The organism is Desulfobotulus pelophilus (assembly GCF_026155325.1).
Lineage (GTDB): Bacteria > Desulfobacterota > Desulfobacteria > Desulfobacterales > ASO4-4 > Desulfobotulus > Desulfobotulus pelophilus.
The window spans coordinates 20882-40174 of the sequence record NZ_JAPFPW010000006.1 but is presented as its reverse complement, the minus strand read 5'-3'; the positions used below and the strand labels follow the sequence as shown (position 1 = coordinate 40174).

Annotated in this window: 16 protein-coding genes; 3 read left to right on the top strand and 13 right to left on the bottom strand. The window is 49.0% G+C overall.

Annotated features, from left to right (window positions below):
- Window positions 1-24: 24 nt before the first annotated feature.
- Genes OOT00_RS06770 through OOT00_RS06755 form a run of 4 tightly spaced genes read right to left on the bottom strand, consistent with a single transcriptional unit; the run spans window position 25 to window position 3774 of the window.
- Entirely contained in the window at window positions 25-1089 is a 1065-nt protein-coding gene (locus OOT00_RS06770) for a phosphotransferase family protein (RefSeq protein WP_265424555.1), read from the bottom strand.
- Window positions 1086-1841, bottom strand: a complete 756-nt coding sequence (locus tag OOT00_RS06765; protein WP_265424554.1) for a TetR/AcrR family transcriptional regulator — start codon at window positions 1839-1841, stop codon at window positions 1086-1088. Before OOT00_RS06765 ends, OOT00_RS06770 begins: the two co-directional genes overlap by 4 nt.
- A complete protein-coding gene (locus tag OOT00_RS06760; RefSeq protein ID WP_265424553.1) occupies window positions 1834-3027 on the bottom strand; it encodes an acyl-CoA dehydrogenase family protein in 1194 nt (397 codons plus the stop codon). Before OOT00_RS06760 ends, OOT00_RS06765 begins: the two co-directional genes overlap by 8 nt.
- A 45-nt stretch (window positions 3028-3072) precedes the next feature.
- On the bottom strand, window positions 3073-3774 hold the full coding sequence (locus OOT00_RS06755) for a histidine phosphatase family protein (protein WP_265424552.1): 702 nt from the start codon (window positions 3772-3774) through the stop codon (window positions 3073-3075).
- A gap of 312 nt (window positions 3775-4086) precedes the next feature.
- Between OOT00_RS06755 and OOT00_RS06750 the strand changes: the two genes are divergently transcribed.
- From OOT00_RS06750 to OOT00_RS06740, 3 genes are all read left to right on the top strand, one after another.
- Window positions 4087-4446 carry a flagellar brake protein gene (locus OOT00_RS06750; RefSeq protein ID WP_265424551.1) on the top strand — a complete coding sequence of 120 codons (360 nt, stop codon included), beginning with the start codon at window positions 4087-4089 and terminating at the stop codon, window positions 4444-4446.
- Window positions 4447-4599: 153 nt separating this feature from the next.
- Window positions 4600-5373, top strand: coding sequence for an electron transfer flavoprotein subunit beta/FixA family protein (locus OOT00_RS06745; protein WP_265424550.1), 774 nt, complete (start codon window positions 4600-4602; stop codon window positions 5371-5373).
- On the top strand, window positions 5370-6323 hold the full coding sequence (locus OOT00_RS06740) for an electron transfer flavoprotein subunit alpha/FixB family protein (RefSeq protein WP_265424549.1): 954 nt from the start codon (window positions 5370-5372) through the stop codon (window positions 6321-6323). Before OOT00_RS06745 ends, OOT00_RS06740 begins: the two co-directional genes overlap by 4 nt.
- 52 nt (window positions 6324-6375) lie before the next feature.
- Here the strand turns inward: OOT00_RS06740 and OOT00_RS06735 are convergent, their stop codons facing one another.
- From OOT00_RS06735 to metG, 9 genes are all read right to left on the bottom strand, one after another.
- Entirely contained in the window at window positions 6376-7047 is a 672-nt protein-coding gene (locus tag OOT00_RS06735; protein WP_265424548.1) for a protein phosphatase CheZ, read from the bottom strand.
- 121 nt (window positions 7048-7168) lie between these two features.
- Complete coding sequence (locus tag OOT00_RS06730; protein WP_303649901.1) at window positions 7169-8020, bottom strand: GGDEF domain-containing protein; 852 nt, start codon at window positions 8018-8020, stop codon at window positions 7169-7171.
- 22 nt (window positions 8021-8042) lie between these two features.
- Window positions 8043-8366 (bottom strand): hypothetical protein, encoded by a 324-nt coding sequence (locus tag OOT00_RS06725; protein WP_265424547.1) that lies wholly within the window; start codon window positions 8364-8366, stop codon window positions 8043-8045.
- A 78-nt stretch (window positions 8367-8444) separates the two neighbouring features.
- Window positions 8445-9272, bottom strand: coding sequence for a transporter substrate-binding domain-containing protein (locus OOT00_RS06720; RefSeq protein WP_265424546.1), 828 nt, complete (start codon window positions 9270-9272; stop codon window positions 8445-8447).
- A gap of 155 nt (window positions 9273-9427) precedes the next feature.
- Entirely contained in the window at window positions 9428-13156 is a 3729-nt protein-coding gene (locus tag OOT00_RS06715; protein ID WP_265424545.1) for an SIS domain-containing protein, read from the bottom strand.
- Window positions 13157-13346: 190 nt separating this feature from the next.
- The gene (locus OOT00_RS06710) at window positions 13347-14426 is read right to left on the bottom strand and encodes an iron-containing alcohol dehydrogenase family protein (RefSeq protein WP_265424544.1); all 1080 of its coding nucleotides are present in this window, start codon (window positions 14424-14426) and stop codon (window positions 13347-13349) included.
- 120 nt (window positions 14427-14546) lie between these two features.
- Window positions 14547-15737, bottom strand: a complete 1191-nt coding sequence (locus OOT00_RS06705; protein ID WP_265424543.1) for a DegT/DnrJ/EryC1/StrS family aminotransferase — start codon at window positions 15735-15737, stop codon at window positions 14547-14549.
- An 80-nt stretch (window positions 15738-15817) separates the two neighbouring features.
- The gene (locus OOT00_RS06700) at window positions 15818-17188 is read right to left on the bottom strand and encodes a penicillin-binding transpeptidase domain-containing protein (protein ID WP_265424542.1); all 1371 of its coding nucleotides are present in this window, start codon (window positions 17186-17188) and stop codon (window positions 15818-15820) included.
- 148 nt (window positions 17189-17336) lie between these two features.
- On the bottom strand, window positions 17337-19253 hold the full coding sequence (metG, locus tag OOT00_RS06695; protein ID WP_265424541.1) for a methionine--tRNA ligase: 1917 nt from the start codon (window positions 19251-19253) through the stop codon (window positions 17337-17339).
- Window positions 19254-19293 lie beyond the last annotated feature (40 nt).

Sequence of the window (19293 nt, the reverse complement as noted above, 5' to 3'; positions counted from 1 at the left end):
GTTACAGGTTCAATGGCAGCTGAATTATGAATTTGTACCAATCATTTTTTGGCAGGCTTCCTCAAAAAAACCTACGGCATGAACAAGGAAAGCAAACCGTTGATCCTTTGTCTGTCCGTGATAGAAGCGATAATAGATCTGTTGAGCAATGACGGCGAGGCGGAAAAGACCGAAAACATAATAGAAATCAAAATTATCCACATTACGGCCCGTTTTACGGGCATAGGCGGCGACTACCTCCTCGCGGCTCATCATCCCGGGTAGATTGGTGGGCATGAGTCGCGTGTGTTGCAGAGATTCCGGATCATTCCCATTGATCCAGTATGCCATGGAGGCTCCAAGGTCCATGAGCGGATCGCCTATGGTTGCCATTTCCCAGTCCAGAATGCCAATGATACGGGTGGGATCTGCAGGGTCCAGTACCACATTGTCAAATTTAAAATCATTATGGATGATGGCGGGCTGCTTCGTATCTTCCGGCTGCTGCCGAAACAGCCATTTCATTACGGTCTCAAAGTCGGGCACATCGGGCGTCCGGGCATCCCTGAATCTTCTGGACCATCCTTCCACCTGTCTTTTGACATACCCTTCGGGCTTACCAAATTTTTCCAGACCAGCATCACGAATTGGAAGATTGTGAAGATCGGCGTGCACGGAGATCAGATTATCGCAGAGACTGTAGGCCTGTTCAGCAGATAAGCTCAGGCCGACGGGGAGTTCTTTCCGCAGAATGATGCCCTGAATTCTTTCCATTACATAGAAATCACAGCCCATGACTTCCGGATCGTTGCAAAAACAAAGGGGCTCAGGGCAATAAGGGAAAAGGGGACGCAGTGCTTGTAAAATCCGGAATTCCCTTCCCATGTCGTGGGCTGTTTTTGCTTTTTTGCCAAAGGGGGGACGTCTCAGGACCATTTCCTGATTTCCACAACGGAGCAAATAGGTGAGATTGGAAAAACCACTGGGAAACTGCTGAATGTCAATGCTGCCACTAAGGCCCGGTACTTCTTTTTCAAGGTAGGCAGAAAGCCGCGGCAGGTCAAGTTCCTCGCCGGAACGTACCTGAGAGGCCTCATCCTCAATACTCATATCTGCTCTCCTCCTGCTGATGAATGGTTCGGGCTTGCCGTACCCGACATAAGGTCGGAAGGGAAGTGCCCCAGAGCCTTCCCGGTGAATGTAATGAGAAAAGCTGCGTATTCTTCTACGCCTATTTGCCTTTTCTTGTATTTCCAGCGCTTCAGATACCAATCCTGCAGCATGGCTTTGATGATGGCTGCCACAAGCCTGGCATCAGTAAAGAAAAAAACGCCTTTTTGTTTCCCCTCATCCAGAATATCCACAAAAATTGCTTCCGTAAGAAGCTCACTTTCAATGGCTTTTCGGGCTTCTTCCCGGCCTAGATTTTTTGTTTCCATGTAGGAGAAATAAAACCACTTGTGCATGCGTTCACTGAGGTAAAGATGGGCACGGATGGCAATTTCCAGCTTGTTCTGGGGTATGGCTTCATCCTTCAGGACTTCGTGCAATACATCACGTACCAGGTTCCGGCCCTGATACTGCATCAGATGGAGCAGGGCTTCTTTTCCGGAAAAGTATGAGTAAAGACAGCCCATGCTCAGTCCTGACCGTGACTGGAGGTCCCGCAGTGTCATGGCATCAAAACCTTTTTCTACGGAAAGGTTCAGGGCCGCATCCAGAATGAGCGTCAGATTTTTTACGGCTGTCTCTTCTTTTTTTATCCGTATTGTTTTGTCCCTGGACCGGAAAATGTCTCTGCAGATTCGTTCCAGGGAAATATCGTACCGTTTTGTAAATGTTTGGAAATCCATCTTATGCATATCGTTTCAGAATCCGTCTGGCCATGGAGGTTTTATGAACCTCATCAGCTCCGTCATAAATTCTCGCTGCCCGTTCATGGCGGAAGAAATAGGCAAGAATGGTGTCATCTGTCATGCCGAGACCACCATGAACCTGAAGGGCACGGTCAATAACTTTTTGCATAATTCCTGCCACATAGAATTTAATGGCAGAAATTTCATCCCGAGCCTTAGCCGCTCCCACCTGATCGATGGACCATGCGGCATGAAGAGTCATCAGCCGCGCGGCCTGAATTTCAGCAGCGGATTCCGCAACCCACTGCTGAATAATATGACGGGAGGCCAGTGTTTGTCCGTCGCGGGTTATTTTCCGGAAATTGGCCCGACTGCACATCAGATCAAAGGAACGGTGGCAGATGCCCAGCCAGCGCATGCAGTGGTGAATACGGCCGGGTCCCAGTCTGTCCTGGGCCATGACAAAACCCTGTCCTTCCGAACCCAGGAGATTGCTCCGGGGGACCCTGCAGTTTTCCAGAATAATTTCTCCATGGCTGGCATAATCTGTTCCTTCATGACCCATAACCGGAATATTGCGTACGAGATGAAAGCCTGGGGTATCAGTCGGTACAATGATCATGCTGGCTTGGCCATAGACCGGGGCATCGGGATCCGTTACGGCCATAACAATGCAGAACTGAGAACCATCTGCGGCAGTAGTGTACCACTTATGGCCGTTGATAATGTAGTCATTGCCATCTTTGACCGCCGTTGTACCGAGAAGTACGGGATTGGATCCGGGCATATCGGGCTCTGTCATGCCAAAGCAGCTACGGATATCACCACTAACCATAGGCGCAAGCCATTGTTTTTTTTGGTCTTCTGATCCATGCATATGCAGAATTTCCGCATTGCCAGCATCGGGAGCCTGGCACCAGAAAACAAAGTGCCCCAAAGGAGACCGACCGAGGGCTTCAGAAACCATGGCATGCTCAACCATGGAAAGGCCCATGCCTCCCAGCTCCGGAGGATAGATGGGTGCCCAGAGTTCCATGTCCTTTACCATCTTCTGCTTTTCTCGGATCTGCGGAAGCAGTTCGTGGAAATCTTTTTTAACAAATTCCATTTCAAGAGGTAAAAGTTCCCTGTCTACAAATTCATTGATCATGCCTAGAATGGTTTTCATTTTGTCGGAAACGGTGAAATCCATGTCCACTCCTTTTCTTGGTTTGGTACTGAATTGATTAGGCTGTCATTATCTATATGTGATCATGTCCGGGTTGCCACACAACTCCAGATGGGGGGCGAGATTCCAGGCATACAGGCGAAGGCCCTTTTTTCCGGTAAGCCATATGGTCATGGAACTGTTCAGGCATTGCCATGAAAGGGCCATGGCACGTCTGGGCGGAACATCCAGAAAAAGATGCATGCAAGCAGCAATAACACCACCGGAAGTAACGGCGGCAACTTTTTTTTTACCGCTGAGATCGAGATTTTCTATGGCCCGCAGTACCCGTTTTTTAAAAGTATCCCAGCTTTCCACTTCATACTCACCGGGCTCCATTCCCATCCACCGATCCAGAACCCGGTCAAGGGTACGTTGAAAGGCTTTTCCATCTTTCATCATGTGGTAGCCGTCATAGGATGCCCTGATATCATTGGCCATAATTGACGGAAGGATTTCCCGGAAAACTCCTTCGGAATCATACTCATTGAATTCGGTGAGAAGGCGCAGATCCGAAGAAAGAATATGGCTTCCCATGGTTGCCATGAGAGTGGCGGCAGTGTGATGCTGGCGTTCAAGAGTTCCTGAAACCATATATTCAAAGTTCGTATTTGTTTGAATGAGGTAGTCACCGAGAAGTTCTGCCTGTTTTGTTCCCCTATCGGAGAGTTTGTCGTAGGATATCTCTCCAAAGGAAGCCTGGCCATGGCGGATAAGGTAGAGCATACCCATTCTACTGTCCATTTTGTTTGAATTGGAATCATTCAGGAAAGGGTTGGCTGAAAAAGCAGTTTTCCATACAGAACATCCGCTCCCATTCTTTTTGCTGCAGATATATTGCAAGGATACGTGGCCAAAACAGATCGGTCAATAAAAAAAAGAACGAGCGTTCGATTTAATGACATCCTCTTATTTTCGGTAACAGGCCGTCTCACGATGCCGGGATGGTTACGTTTTCGCATTGCCTATGCAGGATGACTGTTGTAAGAATAAGGCCGAGTGAAACCTTTTTTGTAACAACATATGCAGATGAAGGATCCTGTAATGACAGAAGATAAAACAGCGGCAGGGCCTGGCTTTGTGCACTCCGTTCCCACGGGTGCCTCTCTTACACTGAAGATCGAAGGGATCGATATCCCCCTCCGTATTCAGAGTCAGGTGGTCGGGATGATACAAGATGAATATATTCTCATTACGCACCCAACTCCCTTTGCCACAACCAAGCCCAAGCTGTTTGAAGGAAACCGCATTATCGCCCAGTATCAGGACAAGGATTTTGTCTATGTTTTTGGCGTTAAAATTTTGGCATTTCTGGTGAAACCCATACGAATTGTTGTACTGGAATATCCGGATAAAATTCTGACGCGCAGAATCAAAACAGAAACAGGCACAGCGGAGGGCTAAGAGAGGGGGGCTGGCCGGAAGTCCCTGATCAGAGGTTGGCAGGACGTTTTATGCGGACAGGGAGCAGGCCTGTGTCCATATGTTCCGCAAGGACCCATCTCCATGAAGAATGATCCAATAGGCGGAACCGGATATCCGGAAAGGAAATTGTACATGCACATTGCCGTTTGTGTGAAGGCTACTTCAGACCGACTGCCGGATCCGGGGCCTGAATCAGAGATAGGGAAAGAGGATGCTCTGCGCATGAGCGACTGGGACAGTGTAGCCATGGAGGCAGGACTCCGGCTCAGGGATGCCCGCGGATCAGGAAAAGTGACCATAATCACAGCAGGCCCTGAATCATGGAATTGTGTTCTCCAACGAGGAATGGGAATGGGTGCGGATGCAGCCCTGCGTGTTCATCATTTTCCCTCCATGACAGGACCCGGTGAAACTGCCGGAGCACTGGCCTTTGCCATAGGATCCATTCAGCCGGATCTTGTAATTTGTGGAGCTATGGGAGAGGAGGGCATGCAGGCGGCGATTGGCCCCATGCTGGCGGCTGCATGCGATCTGCCTTTTGCTGCCATGGTCGTTGCCGTTGACTGCAGAACAAACGGAATCTGTGTTTCATCCGAAGGGTCCGGAGGCAGACGACTGCGCTATTCCCTTCCATTCCCCTGTCTGGTTACGGTACAAACAGGATTGTATACGCCCAGATATCCGAAACTGTCCTTAATGCTGAAAGCGGATCAATCTGTTATCCCTGTGATGACTCCTTCCATGAACGAATATCCTTCGGCCTCTCTGCAGGAAATATCCCTTCCGTCTCCCAGCCGTTCAGTCCATTTTCTTACCGGAGATACACGGGCTAAGGCTGCGTCATTGAAGGCCATTCTGAAAGAACGGGGATGGTTGGCTGTCTCCCCGGCACGAGGGGATCAATGAGAACCGTAGATATAGTTCTGGGCAGGGATGATACCGCTGCCCATGGAAAAGAAATGCTGGGGCTGGCAAAGCAGCTTGCAGGAGATCATGAAAAAATCCGCATTCTTTTTCCTGTCGGCTGCAATGCAGATATACAGGAGCAACTGGCTCCCCTTAGCTCTGAACTGGTTTTTTTTACCCATACACAAGTCTCTGCTTATTCCTATGAAGGTATCCTGTCCATGCTGTGGGATTTCTGGGCAAAGGAGACTCCGGGAACCGTACTGATGCCCGATTCAGGATTCTGGAGGAGTGTGGCACCTGCTCTCGCCTTCAAACTGAAGGGAGTGTATGGAGCGGCCATACGGGATATCCGTCAGGACGGAAAAGGCACAAGTTTTGGACGTCATGCCTGGAGCGGACGTCGGATGGTATGGCTGCGCATGGAAATTTCACCCGTGGTACTTACGATCCCAGCGGGATGTTTTGCCTCCGCCAGCCCTATGAATGATCCGGCGAGCATCCGGTTTTTTTCTCCCCGTCCGCCAGCCGAAAAGGTTTCCTTTGAAGGAGAAGAAGCCGGGGGGGGGGCAGCCGTCGGCCTCAGGGATGCCCGCATTGTACTCGCAGCCGGAAGGGGAATAGAAAAGCCGGCTACCCTTGATGTCGTGAGACAGCTGGGGGAATGGCTTCCCGGAAGTTTGATTGCGGGAAGCAGGCCTGTCTGTGATAATGGCTGGATTCCCTACGACCGCCAGATAGGCGAAACGGGAGCGGATGTAGCTCCGGAACTGTACATGGCTCTTGGTGTTTCCGGTGCCTCCCAGCATCTTTCAGGTATGAAGAGATCCGGTTTTGTGGTCGTCATTAATAGGGAAAAAACGGCACCTTTTTTCCAGCATGCAGATATAGGTATAGTGGAAGATCTGAACCTTTTTCTGGCGGTGCTGCTGGAGCAGCTGGACGGATAATGTTTCTCACCGCCGGGGAGGGAGGAATAAGGGGTGTTTTAAAAAATTAGGTTTAGTCAATGCCATGTTCGGAGAGCAGGGCATCAATGTTTTCCTGGGAAATTTTGTTCTGTACTTCCTCACGGATTTCCCGGCTGTTTTTTTCCGGGTGAGCTTTTTTATCCTGCAGCATCAAATTATGAGATACATAGAGACGGTTGATAATTTCTTCAACCTTCCTGATAAAAATAATTACCTTATGCATCTTCTGGCCAATCAGATCCTGAAAACTCAAAGCTGTGAGAATGTGGACCAGATCTTCCTGCAGCCCATCCATAAAGGCTGTTGCCACAGTTCCGTTGCCATCATGCTGTGCTGTACGCTGAACTTCCAGGGCATCCATCTGTCTTTCAACGATATCCATAACAGAAAGAGTAGCACTTTCCGTTCGCTTATGAATATCTTCCAGCTGTATGGCCGTCAGATTAAAGGCTTCTCCAGGTGCATCTTCGGGGCACAGCCCACCTGAGGTCTCTCTCCGCAGACGCCGCATCTCCTTGACAAGGTCTTCCAGCCCTTCCTTGATATCCGTGGAAATACTCTGGTAAAATTCCCCGTCATTGATTGCCCGGGAAAGGGCTTTCTGTACTTCAATGGCAACGGACTTTTCAAGAGTTTCCTTAATGGTTCTGGAAACATCTGCATTAAGGCGTTCGGCCAGCCGTGAGAGAATTTCTTCTTCCATAGGTACCTGTAACTTTTGCTGTTATAAATTTCGTTATGACCGGGCAGGAACATGTTTTAGAATTACTTCATAAGAGTATCAGAGAAGAAAAAAAATGTCAGTCTTTTTGACAGGAGTGTTATCAGGAGGAAGGCAGCGAAGTTTCCGGTGTAGAAAAAAAAGCATAACCAAGCCCCCGGGTTTTGGCCTGGTACATGGCTTCATCTGCATAGCGAATCAGTGTCGGTAAATCCGTTGCATCCTGTGGGTATATGGATATTCCAAAACTACCGGAAACGCTGACCTGCCTGTTTCCAATGTCAATGGGTTCACTTACGGCCTTCATAAGGCGGCGTACACCCAGTGAAGCATGAATTCCTGCCTTTAAATCGGACAGGGCCAGTACAAATTCATCACCACCGTAGCGTGCAAGGGCATCGGTTTTTCGTATGGTAGTCTGAAGACGCTGGGCCACAAGTTTCAGGACAACATCTCCAGCTTTATGACCATAGGTGTCGTTAATGGGCTTAAAACCGTTCAGGTCCATAAATACAATGGCAATCCCTGTCTGATGCCGCTTTGCATGGTGAAAAAGCTGTTCGCCCCGTTCAAGAAAAGATGCCCTGGCAGGTAATCCTGTCAGGGCATCCCTGTTTTCTATGGAAGGTTTACAGGACTCCCGCAGCAGAACCGCATAAAAAGTGTGGGTCTCGGGATGGTAGCGAAGGATAAGTTCACGGTCTTCACCGCCAATCAGACCTTCTGCTCTGTAGCGGATCTCACGATTATCCCGGCGGGCTTTGCCCAGAAGAATCTGAAGGGTTCCCACGCGATTCTCCGGTATGAGGCTTTTGATATTTCTATTTGAGAAATCATGGATGCCCGTACTTTTTGTCAAAGCCTCATTGGCATAAACAAGGGTCATATTTTCATCCAGGATACACATTTCAAGGGGTATCATATCGTGAAAATAGGCAAGACATTCAGGATCCATGGTTGCAAACCTCTGTAAGGATTCAGGGAAGCAGACATTCTGGCGATCGGGTACGGTATGCCTGACAATTGGCCCATTTGCCTATACATGAAGGAGAAATCACACAGGCTACCTGCTGGTTTTCAATGAGGATAACAAGGTCTGGATAGCGCCATTCCGTTCGGGTAATGTTGCGGGGCATGCCCAGAAGATTCCGGACTTCACTCAGGGGCATGCCCTCATATATCCCCTTTTCATTTTTCTCAGGTATTTTTTCGCTTTCCTGACAGAGGGCAGTTGTTGAAGCAGCCAGCAAAAACAACAAGGCCATAGGCAGAAATCTCAGCCTGGTAACGAAAAAACTCATGACCACTCCTCTCAGGACGGTAAACAATTACCAGCGACTCTTCAGCCCAAGGTAAATGAACGGGGTTATCACACAATATTACAGCCTTTGAAACCAGCCCGTCTGTATGAACCAGCGGTCATACAGGGTATCGTAGGTGCCATCGGCCTGAATCTGACGGGTAAAGTTGTTGATCAGATTCAAGAGCTCATGATCCGTGAACCGGAGGCCCATTCCAATGGGTTCAAAGGTCAGGGGCTGATCAATAAAGTGGAAAACATTTTTTCCTTCCTTGGCAACCAGCGTTGCAAAGGCTGGGAGGTCATAGACAAAGGCATCTGCTCTGCCCTCACGAACCATGGCAACACCTTCCTGCTGTGTTGATACGGCAATCCTCCGTGCCCTTGGCAGGAATCTGTCAACGGCTGCCGCACCGGTCGTTCCCTCAAGATAAACCACAAGGTAGTTGGTGCTGTTGAGATCATCAGCATTCCGTATCGTATTCCGGTGTCTGTTGTTGGCAAGGATGGCCTGACCAACGGTTATATAGGGATCGGAGAACATGATTTTCAGGTTTCGCTGCGGTGTAATGGTCATGCCGCTGATGATGATATCAAAACGGTTTGCCTTAAGGTCATCCAGCATGGTTGCATAGGATCCGGAAGGAGGGATGAATTCCACTCGAACGCCCATGGTATCACCCAGCAGATAGGCCAGATCCACGTCAAAACCCATCAGCTCTCCCTGCCGGTCTTTCATTTCAAAGGGGAGATAGCCCGGATCCATGCCAATGCGGAGAACTCCCTTGGATAAAATCCTGTCCACGGCAGATTCAGGCGCTTTCTGTTGCTCATCGCATGCAAAAAAAGAAAAGGCCAGAACAAGGGTCAAGGAGAGTAGCAAAAAACGGAACCAGTTGTTTTTCATGGGAAGAGCCTTTCACTGATGTCAATTCTGCTTTATTATTTTTTTAATAAATATAGCTTCTGATGATTTTTAGCAAGAGCATCCGTTCCTGTCCACGGATTCTTTCATTTTACCCAATCAGATCTTTGGGAGAGACGGAGATTCCCCTGATCCGTTCAGCGTCGGATCAGAATTTCTTCTACAATTTTATCTGCCGTAAAACCAAAAAGTTCTTCTGTGGTAAAGAGGTCAAGATAGGCATCCTGCCAGGGTATGGAATATTCATTCACATTGTTACGGATACGTTCGAGTTTTCCACCCAGTGCTTTCATACGGGCAAAGAGTGGAACATCAGACTCAAAACTAATATCCAGTGAAAGCAGGTATTCCAGAACTTTAGGGCCCTCGGTTCTATTGGAAAAAGCGGGTATTATGAGAATACGACGGCCATCTTTTTTACCCCTGCCAATAAATACGTTGCCTTCCTGAACAATAATCCGCTTACTGCCGCGAAGGGTCGGATCTGATTCTGTGCGGGAAGACAAATTGATGAGGCTTCCGGTTTTTCTTTCAAGAGATATGGTTGTATGTCCATTGACCTCACCAAGAAGGTTGAGACCCTGCACTCTGTAGAGAAAGGCTCCGTTCACTTTGGATATGACGGCCTGCAGATTGCGCAGAACAAGAATATTGCGGCTGTTCAACTGGGTTGCCTTGATATCATGGAATTCCAGAGCATCAAAGAGAATACCTTCGGTTCTTTCTGCCAGTCGGCTGGTACCCACCGTAACGGTTTTTGCCTGATGTTTGATGGCATCAATGGGTCGTGCCAGGAGATTGATGGCCATACTGAGAACGGTAAAAAAGCGGTCCAGAATACCCTGAATACTTTCTCCCTTACCAAAATCCATTTCAATGTCACTGATGGGCAGACGGCCAGAGAGATACTTTGTGAGCAGAAGAAGATCAGTGGCTTGCCCCGCATCGAGAAGGCAGGTTAAAGGCCCTTCTGAGAGAGACTTGCGGAAAAGAGCCCCAAAAACGGCCATTTCCTCACGGAAACGTTTTTCAAGAACTATTTCGTGAATATCCATGCCTTTGCGTGTGTATTCCTGAAGAATACCGGAAATATTGCGACGGTGGTTATACAGGAAACGGGATCCGTCGTGGATGGCCAGTGCTGCATAATATCCCCATATATGTCCGGCAAGGGTAGAAAGCAGAGGGGAAAGATGTTCGGGAAGATCAGGCACGGGAATGGTCTGGGCCGCATAGGGGTCAAAACGGTGGTCACCTTCTGCCACCACAACTACGGGCAGAGCTTTATGGGCATGAAAAATGGCCGTATCCTTGATGATGTCACCGATGACCGAAGTTCTGGTTCCTGCAGCGCAGATAAAAATCAGAGGTTCTGCCGACAGATCAATATGTTTTTTATCCTCCACATAATCGGAAGAGATGGTTCGGTAACAAAGCTCACTGAGCTTAATGCGAATCTCATCGGCTGCACTTTTATTGGGTCCGGAGCCCACCGTTGCCCAGTATGTTCTGGAAACAGCCAGTTTTTCAGCTCCTTTTCCAATGGTTTCCCGATTCATGAGCACCCGGTTCATTTTGTCTGGAAGTGCCAGAAGCTCTCTGATTTCAGAACTGATGAAGTCCGGGCTTCTTCTATTCATCATCTGGGCAAGCTGCAGACCCAGAAGAGCACCAGCTACCACCTGAGAGTAAAATGCTTTAGTGGAGGCTACAGACATTTCTATATCCCTGCCGGAACTGGTATAGAGAACTCCTTCCACCTTGAACGTCAGGTCCGAATCCCTGCGGTTGACAATACCGATAGTGCGGGCTCCCCGGTTCCGGACCATATCCACGCTGCGGTTTGTATCCGTTGTTGTTCCGGACTGGCTGATGGCTACCACGAGTGCATCGGCCATGGTATCCGGTCCATCACTGTCTTCCAGAAAAAATCCGCTGAGTTCCGAAGCTTTCAGAGCCTGAATCTGCAGGGATGGGTCTGCCATATAGTACCGTAAAAGGTCAGCGGAAGCCTGGGCGGCAATGGAAGCCGTGCCCTGGCCTATGAAAAAAACTCTTCTGATTTTGTTCTCACTGAAAACCTGATGCAGAGATTCTGGCAAGGCCGAAGTTTCAAGGTTTACGGTGTATCCGCCTTTTTCCGGGTCCTCGAGGTGAAAGCGGCCCTGAAGGGTTCGGTTGACAGACTGGGGTGCCTCGCTGATTTCTTTAATAAAATAATGGGGGAAATGCTGACGGTCGATATCCCTTGATGTGATGTCCGTCTGTCTCACCTGTTCTTTGGAAAGGATAACAGGCGTACCGTCATACCGGAATGCCTGAATATCACCAAGGGGATCAGCTGGATTTTCATCCAGTATAAAAATCTGTCCCTGAACAGGACCATCAGGAGTGTCAAAAAATTTTTCGCCATCAATTTTGACATAATAGGGGGTGCTTTCCACAAATCCATAGACTTCAGAAGCAGCCAGATAATAATCGCTGCCTATTCCCACAAAAATGGCCTGGCCGGAGCCTTTCTGAGCAAGAAAAAGTTTTCCCGGAGCAAGGTCCGTCTGCATCCATATGGCATGGGATCCCTCAAAATCCGATACGGCACAGCGAAAAGCTTCCTGAATGTTTTTTCCTTCCCGGAGATAGTGTTCAATACGGAGAGGGATGATTTTGGTGTCCGTAGAAATTTCGGAAGGTATGAAATCCCATCGGTTTTCATACTGTTTCTTGAGTTCAAGATAATTGTCTATATCACCGTTGAGAGCCACCTGAATAATACCCGATCGGATGCTGGATGGATCATCTGTCTGGTTATCCACAGGATGACAGTTGGCAACGGAAATTTCACCCACAGATGCCCATCGGGTATGGGCTGCAACGGAAAAATGCCGGTGGGGCAGGGGGCTGAGAAGATGCAGCAGAGGATCGTTTTTTATCTGGCTTCTCAGGAAATCACCATTATCACCCAGAGAACCGATTTCGGCAGCCACTTTGTAGGCAAAACTGATCCCTACGGTATGTCTGCCTTTCATAATCTGATGCTGAATGGTGACAGACTGATTGACCAGAACCCTTGGGTTGCTTCGTTCTGCCAGCTGGGCAGTAAGGCCTTCTTTTTCCACAAGAGACTGAAAACGCATGAAAAGTTCAGGATCCAGAACAAAAAAAATGGAAATCCCTGCAGAGTCTCTGCCACGGACTTCAAGAATCTCAATACTGTTTACAATGGTATTAATTCTGTGAAAAATTCTGATGGCAGTACCGGAAGGCTGAATGGAGTGTGTCCCTATCAGTTGTTTAATTTTTCTCATATTGTTTAAAAGATCACGGGACAGATGCCAGTGGATGTCCTTCAGTTTTTCAAGCCGGTCGGTAAGAATGGCCAAATTTTTCCGCGAAAGCCGAGCCTCTTTTTCCTGCAGTGCTTTTTTCTGATCAAGGATCATCACAGACATTGTTTCTGCCATGGCAAGAAGTTTTTCCTGCATGGCATCATCATTGAACAAGCCTGCCATGGCAGGTTCGCTTCGGAAAACTTCTACCTTCTCCGCAAGTTGATGGATGCGGTCTTTTCCACCCATAAAAGCTGTATGGATTTCAGACTCATTGAGATCATGGATATTCACCTTGCTGATTTCTTGCAGGATATGCTCGATTTCCTGCAGGGAAAAATCAAAATCGATGGGTGTCGGTTTTTTCTTAAAAGCAATCAGTCCTGCAAGACCGCAACCGAACACCCTATGGGAAACAGGAAAAAGGACCAGTGCCCCCTGTGGTACCGAAGCCAGGCAACGGCCCCAGTAAACTCGTTTAAGGGGCGATACAAGAGAGGCCAGAGAGGCCAGAGAGGGGAAGAGAAGGGGAAAAGCCATGAACACCTCGTTTATATTCCGGTCAATATGCCATGCGCATTGATGTCGTCTCAGGATCAGATGGATGGATTGTACACCACGAAATACAGATATGTCAAAGAGCTCGCGCAGATATGCGGGAGCTCTTTGACATAATACAGACAATGCCGGTCTGCCGGAATGCTTTGACTCTTCCCGGCAGGTAAAAAGGCTACATTTTATTGAACAGCTTCCGCATGCGTTCTTTAGGCATTTTTTCCTGCCATTCTTTGCCAAGGCAGTTTTCCCATAGGGGTACCATTCCCGTAGAAACCTCCACCATTTTTTCCATCTGAGCCTCGCTGAGTCCGGATGTCAGATTGCGCGGAATCGTAATATTGTTTCTTTCCGCCATGGCCCGGAACTCTTTCACGCCTTCGGGATAAATATCTTCCAGGTAATCAAAAACGATGGAGTTGGCTATTCCATGGTGCAAGCCCAGCACATAACTTAACCCATAGGAAAGGGCATGGCAGGCTCCTACCTGAGAGTAAGCAATGCTCATACCACCAAAATAAGAAGCCATCATGAGTTTTTCATCGGATTCCGGATGGTGGTCAAGAAAAACTTCTCTGCACAGCACCTGAGACTGCTCACCAAAGGCTCTGGCATATTCGTTGACAAAAGTACCGCACAGTGCTTCCACATTATGGATATAACAGTCCATGCCGGTCCAGAACCACTGCTCTGGAATGTTTTTTTGCACACCTTCCAGCAGATCGGGATCGAGAATAACCTGATCAAAGACCGTATGGTCGGAGTTGAGGCCAAGTTTCCGTACCGGTCCGGTGAGTACCGCTGTGCGGGATACTTCCGCACCGGTTCCGGCAAGGGTAGGAATCCCCACATGGTATATTGCGGGAAACTGAATAAGATCCCATCCCTGATACTCATGGGCTTCACCAGGGTTGGTCAGCATAAGGGATACGGCCTTTGCCGTGTCCAGAACAGAGCCTCCCCCGATGCCGATCACACCATCCGGGAGCCTTCCATTGCCGCAGAACTGACGGATCTGTTCGCAAAGGGCATCAATTCCTTTGGTTTTCGGTTCATCATCCACATTCATCCGGAGAAACAGATCCCCATCCCGAAGGGGTAGGCGCTTTTCCAGGGGCTTGCCTTCAAAAAAATCATCAAGAATAAAAACCATGATGCCGGAACCGGTTCTTTGGGGTTCAAGAATACCGTCCAGCTGATCAAAACAGCCTCGTCCAAAAACTACACGGGGAACAACCTTTAAATTGCGGTACATGATGTGTCCTTTCTCATCATTCCAGCATAGCAAACCATAAGAATATTAGAATAACCCGTGCCGGATACCTCCTCATTTCTTCGTATACCCGACGGATTGAATGGAATTCTCACTGTGGCATCAGAGCGATGCAAATGCTTTTTTAATTCCGTTGATGCGTTTTTCCATGTCTGCGTCTGTCCACCCGAGCCGTATCTGCATGGACAGTGTTCTGCCCATGATGGCATCGGAAACCGGCAGGTACAGTCCGCTGTAGTCCGGTGTATCATGACGCAATCCAAGGGGCAGACCAGCCAGACTGGTCATATTGCGAATGTGGTCCCATCGCCTTATGTAGTGCCAGTTATTATCGAACCAGTAAAAGACGCCGTCCACCCCATGGGCGGGTAAAGCTTTGGCCATGGCGCGGGCTTTATCTTCTGTTTCCATAAAAAAACTGAGGTGGGTAGCAGAGTCACCTGCAGGATCCGGAAGATCACGGAAACGAATGCCCGGTATGGAGGCCAGAGCATCTTTCAGGATGGCCTTATTGGTTCGCTGCGTGGTAAGAATCCTGTCTAATTTACGAAGTTGAGCCAGTCCCACAGCGGCATTCAGTTCGCTGATGCGAAAATTCAGGCCAATAAAGGGGTGATCTTCCGCTCCACGATCCTGTCCTATATGATCATGTCCATGGTCGGAAAAAGCCTGTGCCTTGAAGTAGAGATCTGCATCATCGGTGATAATACCTCCACCCTCGCCGCAGGTGATGGTCTTAACATAGTCAAAGGAAAAGCACCCCATCCTGCCGAACAGTCCCAGTGCCTTTCCTTTGTAGCTGGCGCCGAGAGCCTGACAGGCATCTTCCAGAAGCATCAGGCCTTTTTCTTTACAGAGCATCTCCAGTTCATCTATACGGCCCATGGAACCACACATATGAACTGGCATAATGGCTTTCGTACGGGGAGTCAAAGCTTTGGCTGCGGCCTTGGGACAAAGGCAAAGGGTTTCATCAATATCAGCAAAAACAGGAGCCGCTCCAGCCGCAACAATGGCTTCTATGGTGGCCACAAAGGTAAAAGAAGGGACAATGACTTCATCACCGGCTCCCACACCGCAGGAGGCCAGCATTACCTGAAGAGCTGCCGTACCACTTGAAACCAGATGGGCATGCCGTGCACCCAGGCGACGGGCGAGAGTTTCCTCAAAATCCTTTGCCTTGAAAATACCTTTACGGGGTCCATCAAAATTGTAACGCATGAGAACGCCGGTACCAAGGACTTCCTGTACTTCGCTGCGTTCCTCTTCACCAAAAATTTCAAAGCCAGGCATAGCTTTCTCCTGAAAGAAGTAGAGAATAGTAGGTTGTGGAATAAGGGAAATCGGTAAAAAACGTGTCAGGCTCCGGAAGGTTATGATTCTGCAGGCAGACGGGATGGGTCGAACCAGAAGGAAAAAATACTCTTGGCGTATTCACCCGCCCGTCTTCCGATGTAAGCACCATGGCCCACCATGACGGAAACCACTATTTTGCGGCCATCGGGATGGACAGCGTACCCCACAAACCAGTCATAACGGATATCCCGGCTATGATTGGAAATGGAGCCGGTTTTCCCACCTATTTCAAGATTTTTCAAAATGCGGTCTCTTTGCTGACCCCGAAAAATCCGGCTGGATGTTCCCGAAGAAACGGTGCGGTTCATGAGCACCCGCATGGCATCAGCCGTTTCTTTTTTCATGGCCTGCTGCACGCTCTCTCCGTATCCTTGATAGCGGATCCTGTTATCCGCGTCCATGACTTTTTCGATTATGTGAGGTGGAGGCATGCGGCCATCAGATACCACGGCTGCCGCGATGGAAGCCCCATGCAAGGGAGAAATCAGGGTTCTTCTGTTAAAACCCGATGCAATTTCTGCCCAGCTATATGGGGTATCACTGAGGTGTATTTGATTTTGCGGAACGGGGAGGGTTCCTTTGGGGGCGGGACCACTGAAACCGAAGCGTGTTGCGTATTCACGCAGGCCTGATTTTTTCAGATCATGATAGCCCAGCTTGCCGAATACGGGGTTGACACTCTGGGCAAAAGCATCCTTGAAACTGATGCGGTTGGTATGACGGTGCTCCTGCTGGCTCATCTGTCGCTTATAAAGGGTATACATGTCTCCGTTAAAAAAAAGGGGGCTGTCCGGTGTCAGACCTTGCAGTTCCATGGCAGCTACGGCGGCAACAATCTTAAATATACTGGCGGCAGGATGTACGGTGAAAGGGACGGAAGGATCCCCACCCTGCGCACCTCCCCTGGTTCCTGCAAGGCCTCTGATTTTCCCCGTTTCAGGCTCCATAACCACAAGAGCGAGCAGCTCGGGCATCCCCCTGCCTGCCGTTTCTGCTTGAAGCACAAAGCGCTGCAGGCGTGCCTGCAGGCCCAGATCCAGCGTGGTTTCAACCGTAAAAGGTTGGCCCATAATGTGAAGAGGAAAGTCAGAAGCAAGCAGACCGCTGTGCGGCATGTCTTCCAAAGCCTGTCGGATCAAATGATCCGTAAGTTGTTCCGGCAGCCGGACGGTTTCCTCTTCTCTGGCATCCTGGACGGAGGGGGCCCGGTCTTTTGTAAAAAAGGAGACCAGATAGAATAAGAGCCCTGTCACAAGGAGAAGGGAAAGAAAATATCCGAGGATCCGGATACCGGGCAAAGCAGGAGTCTTCAGGTGCAATGGCCGGTCCTCCCGGATCCTGCGGATCTGCTCCCTGCGCCATGAAGGTTCCGGCTTATATGAAGACATAGACAAAAAACCCTTAGAAAAACCTTCCCACTCAGGGGAAAGATAAAAACAGCTTTTTTCCCCAGCCCCGTCTTTTCGCTGCCAAACGACCGTTAGTCTTCAAAATATTACAGGGCAGAGCACGTTTTTTTCGTGGATAGGGCCAGAGTTACTTCACCACAGAGCCGGGCATCACAGGGCGGTCAAAGGTTGCAAGACAAAGACCCTGATCACTGTTAGCTGCAAGTATCATCCCTTCGGATCGAACTCCCATCAGCTTGGCTGGCTTCAGGTTGGCAAGCAGCATAACCTGAAGGCCAGGCAGGGCACCCACTTCATAGTCCTGAGCAATACCGGCAACCACTTGCCGGGTTTCATCTCCCAGATCCACTTTCAGCTTTAAGAGTCTGTCTGATTTGGGAATAATTTCTGCTTCAAGTATGATACCGGTCCGCAGGTCAAGACGCCCCACTTCTTCTATCGATACGGATGGTTTGGAACCTTTCAGCCCTTTGGGGACAGTCGTTTCATCCTTGTGGTTTTCTTTGGAAGGTACGTCAATACGGGGAAAAAGACGAACCGCTTTGGGCAGGACAGCCCCCGGGTGTACTAACCCCCACTGGCAGAGCGTATCAATGGCATCAATATCCGAATTTTCAAGAGCCAGATGCTGTTGCATGCGCCGGGATGTTTCAGGCATGACAGGAGCGACAAGACCCGTTACAACCCTCAGGCCTTCAAGGAGATTATAGATCACCGTGGCCAGTTCTTTTTCCTGGGCGTTTTTCTGCAGCTCCCATGGAGCTGTGGCATCAATATATTTATTCAGTTGCCCAATGAAAGACCAGACCGCCATCAATGCCTTGTGGAAGGCAAAATCAGACATATGGTGCACAAAGGAAGTGACGGTTTCCAGCGCTCCAGCTTGTAATCCGAAATCCATCAGGGCAGTTTTTGCGCCATCGGGTGAAGGTACTGTTCCATTATAATATTTATGGGTCATGGCAATGACACGGCTGAAGAGATTGCCAATGTCATTGGCAAGATCGGCATTGATCCTGCCAATGACAGCTTCTTCGGAAAAAGAGGCATCCAGCCCGAAAACCATCTCACGCATCAGAAAATACCGGAATGCATCAGATCCGTAGCGATTTTTCATATCAAGAGGATCCACAACATTACCGAGACTTTTGGACATCTTTGTTTCGGAAATATTCCAGTATCCATGAACGTTCAGATGATGATAAACTGGTATTCCTGCTGCCTTCAGCATAGTGGGCCAGTAAATGCCGTGGGGTTTAATAATATCTTTTGCCACAATATGCTGAACTCCCGGCCAAAGACGCTGAAAGGCTTCTCCATCCGGATATCCGAGGGCGGATACATAGTTGGTCAGTGCATCAAACCATACATAGGTGACAAAACGATCATCAAAGGGCAGGGGAATGCCCCATTGAAGCCGGGAGGTTGGTCTGGAAATACAGAGATCCTCAAGGGGCTCACGGAGAAAGGAAAGAATTTCATTTTTGTAGCGTTCGGGGCGTATGAAGTCCGGGTTATTGTGAATGTGATCAATCAGCCACTGCTGGTAACGGCCCATGCGGAAGAAATAGTTGGCTTCCCTGATTTTTTCCGGTTCTGTCAGATGATCCGGACATTTTCCGTCCACCAGCTCTTTTTCCGTGTAAAAACGTTCGCATCCGTAGCAGTAGAGACCTTCGTATTCGCTGAAATAAATATCACCCGAGTCATAAATTTTCTGCAGCAAATGCTGTACAACGCGGATGTGAGCCGGATCCGTTGTCCGGATAAACTGATCGTTGGTGATGGATAATTCCGGCCACAGGTTCCGGAACAGGGAACTGATTGCATCCGCATAGGTACGGGGACTCTGATTTTCCTTTGCCGCTGCTTTGACAATTTTGTCCCCATGTTCATCCGTGCCCGTAAGAAAGTAGGTGTCCTTACCCTGCATGCGTGCAAATCTAGCAGATACGTCCGCTGCAATGGTGGTGTAGGCATGGCCCAGATGGGGGCGGGCGTTCACATAATAAATGGGCGTTGTAATATAAAAAACATCGGACATGATAGTTTTCCCGAAAGCCTTTTGAATGGTATACGACAGT